This is a genomic window from Streptomyces sp. YS-3 (assembly GCF_045257485.1).
GTDB lineage: Bacteria > Actinomycetota > Actinomycetes > Streptomycetales > Streptomycetaceae > Streptomyces.
Genome location: NZ_JBJHPC010000847.1, coordinates 1 through 2,216, shown reverse-complemented (window position 1 = coordinate 2,216; position 2,216 = coordinate 1). Strand labels below are relative to the sequence as shown.

Sequence of the window (2,216 nt, the reverse complement as noted above, 5' to 3'; positions counted from 1 at the left end):
GGTGACGTCCTTTCGCCCTGACGCCCGGGGCCGGGCGCGCCCGGCCCCGGGCGTCAGGGCGAAAGGACGTCACCGCGAGAGGGCCTCACCGCGAGGAGTACCTCACCGCGAGAGCGCGTCCCGTACCGCCTCCTCGGTGCGGCCCACCACCGCCGTGCCGTCGTCCGCCGTGATGATCGGGCGCTGGATGAGCTTCGGGTGCGCGGCGAGCGCGGCGATCCAGCGCCCGCGGGAGGCGTCCTCGCGCGGCCACTCCTTGAGCCCGAGCTCCTTCGCCTCGGCCTCCTGGGTGCGCGTGATGTCCCACGGCTCCAGGCCGAGCCGGTCGAGCACGGCCCGGATCTCGTCCTCGGAGGGCACGTCGTCGAGGTAGCGGCGGACGGTGTACGAGGCGCCCTCGGCGTCCAGCAGGTCGACGGCGCTGCGGCACTTGGAACAGGCGGGGTTGATCCAGATCTCCATGGGGGACACGGTACCGCCGGTACGCCTGTGACCTGGTCAAAGGCCGTCCGAGCAGCGGCGATTGTCAGTGGTGGGCAGTAAAATTGAGGCAGTTCGTGAGGGTTCCCGACAGCCCAGGAGGATGCCCATGGCCGCTGCCGTACTGACGTCGCGCGCCCCGCAACAGCTGTCCCTGATGTCCCTGAAGAAGGTGCCGCTGCCCGCCGGACGCCCGCGGGTGTGGTACGAGACGCACAACAGGCGCCTCAAGGCGATGCGCCTGGCCATCGCGCTGCTCGACACGGGGGTCTACCAGCCGGAGCACGCGCCCAACCGCAAGATACGGAGCACGGCGGAGCTGATCGGTGTGCACCCGCCGTCGGACACGACGTGCCGGATGGTCCGGGCCCTGATCCGCTCGGGCCGCTGACGGTACGGGTGCCGCGCCCCGGGGGGACCGGGGCGCGGCACTCCTGCCGAGGGGCTCAGCAGGTGGCCGGGGCGCCGTTGGCGGGCTGGTGGGTGGTGGCGGCGCGCAGCTTGTTGAAGTTGGCGACGTAGGAGTCGAAGACGCCGCCGTCCTCCAGCTGGAGCATCGTCTCGTCGCTCTGCCGCAGCGAGTTCCCGCTCCAGTTGTGGCTGCCGGTCCACAGCACCTTGCGGTCCGGGGTGTTGTAGTAGTTCCCCTCCACGAGCAGGTACTTGTCGTGGATCCAGGTGGAGTCGGCCTGGCAGTAGTACTTGGTGATGACCCCGCCGTACACACTGGACGTCTTCTTCAGCAGCGTCTCCAGCGACTGCTTCTCCAGCGCGCTGTCCGGGTTGTACGTCTCGGACACCTCCACGTAGCACCCCTGGGCGTCGAGCTCGGCGAGCCGCTCGGCGAGGTAGGGCCGGCTGAAGATGGTCATGCCGACCCGGATGCGGGTGCGGTGGTTGTCGCTCGTGCCGTACGTGGAGTTCCCGAAGCACTTCACGTTGTCCAGCACCGTGGCGACGGTGTCCTCGGACGGATCGTCGTAGGGCGAGCCGTTGCTCTCGGCGCGCGGATAGAAGTGCGCCTTGGCGTTGCCGGAGGCGACGGGGGGCCGCCCGGTGCTGTAGTAGTCGTTGTTGGCGCGGCGCGCCCTGAGGTCGTCGAAGTACCCGTTGTAGGCGGAGTAGATCCCCTCGTTCCCCACCAGCACCAGGGCGTTGTTCCACCCCTTGGTGCCGTCACGGCCGGCGTGCAGATTGGCGGAGGACTGCACGACGACGTGCGGAGTGCCCCCGGTCTCCGACAGCAGCAGGAACTTGTTGTGGTTGATGGCGTCGACGGTCCCGAGCGCCCGCGTCCCCACACACCCGCGCCCGGCCCCGCAGCTCATCACCCACGAGGCCTTGGCGGTGTCCCCACCGAGCTCGGCCAGCAGACTCCTGTACGGGGCCATGCCCACGGCCTTCTCGTCGAAGACCGCCTGCACCTCGACGCCCCGCCGATGGGCGGCGACCAGCGCGTCCGGCAGGGCGGGATCGTCGGCGTAGAACATGGCGAGCCGTATCCGCGCCCCCGCGGGCGCCCCGCCGATGAGCTCCACCTGCCGCGCGACGACGGCCTGCTGCTCGGCGGCGGTCCCGACGGGGTTGTTGAAGACGGCCTCGGTCGTGACCGGGGCGACGACGGTGTCGGCCCCGGCCGCCCCGGCCTGCCCGGAGAGCCCGGAGGCGAGAACGACAGCGGCCAGGGCGACGGCACGGAGCACGGGGCGCGAAGGCAAGGGGGTTCCTCTCGGAGG

At 70.7% G+C, this 2,216-nt stretch carries 3 protein-coding genes; 1 reads left to right on the top strand and 2 read right to left on the bottom strand.

The window, feature by feature from the left end; translation table 11 throughout:
• Positions 1 to 102 precede the first annotated feature (102 nt).
• On the bottom strand, positions 103 to 462 hold the full coding sequence (locus tag ACJA3G_RS35495; protein WP_406557147.1) for an arsenate reductase family protein: 360 nt from the start codon (positions 460 to 462) through the stop codon (positions 103 to 105).
• A gap of 127 nt (positions 463 to 589) precedes the next feature.
• Here ACJA3G_RS35495 and ACJA3G_RS35490 point away from each other — a divergent pair, with 127 nt between their 5' ends.
• Positions 590 to 871, top strand: coding sequence for a hypothetical protein (locus tag ACJA3G_RS35490; RefSeq protein WP_101388032.1), 282 nt, complete (start codon positions 590 to 592; stop codon positions 869 to 871).
• Between the two features lie 55 nt (positions 872 to 926).
• Here the strand turns inward: ACJA3G_RS35490 and ACJA3G_RS35485 are convergent, their stop codons facing one another.
• Positions 927 to 2,198, bottom strand: a complete 1,272-nt coding sequence (locus ACJA3G_RS35485) for a phospholipase D-like domain-containing protein (protein ID WP_406557146.1) — start codon at positions 2,196 to 2,198, stop codon at positions 927 to 929.
• Positions 2,199 to 2,216 lie beyond the last annotated feature (18 nt).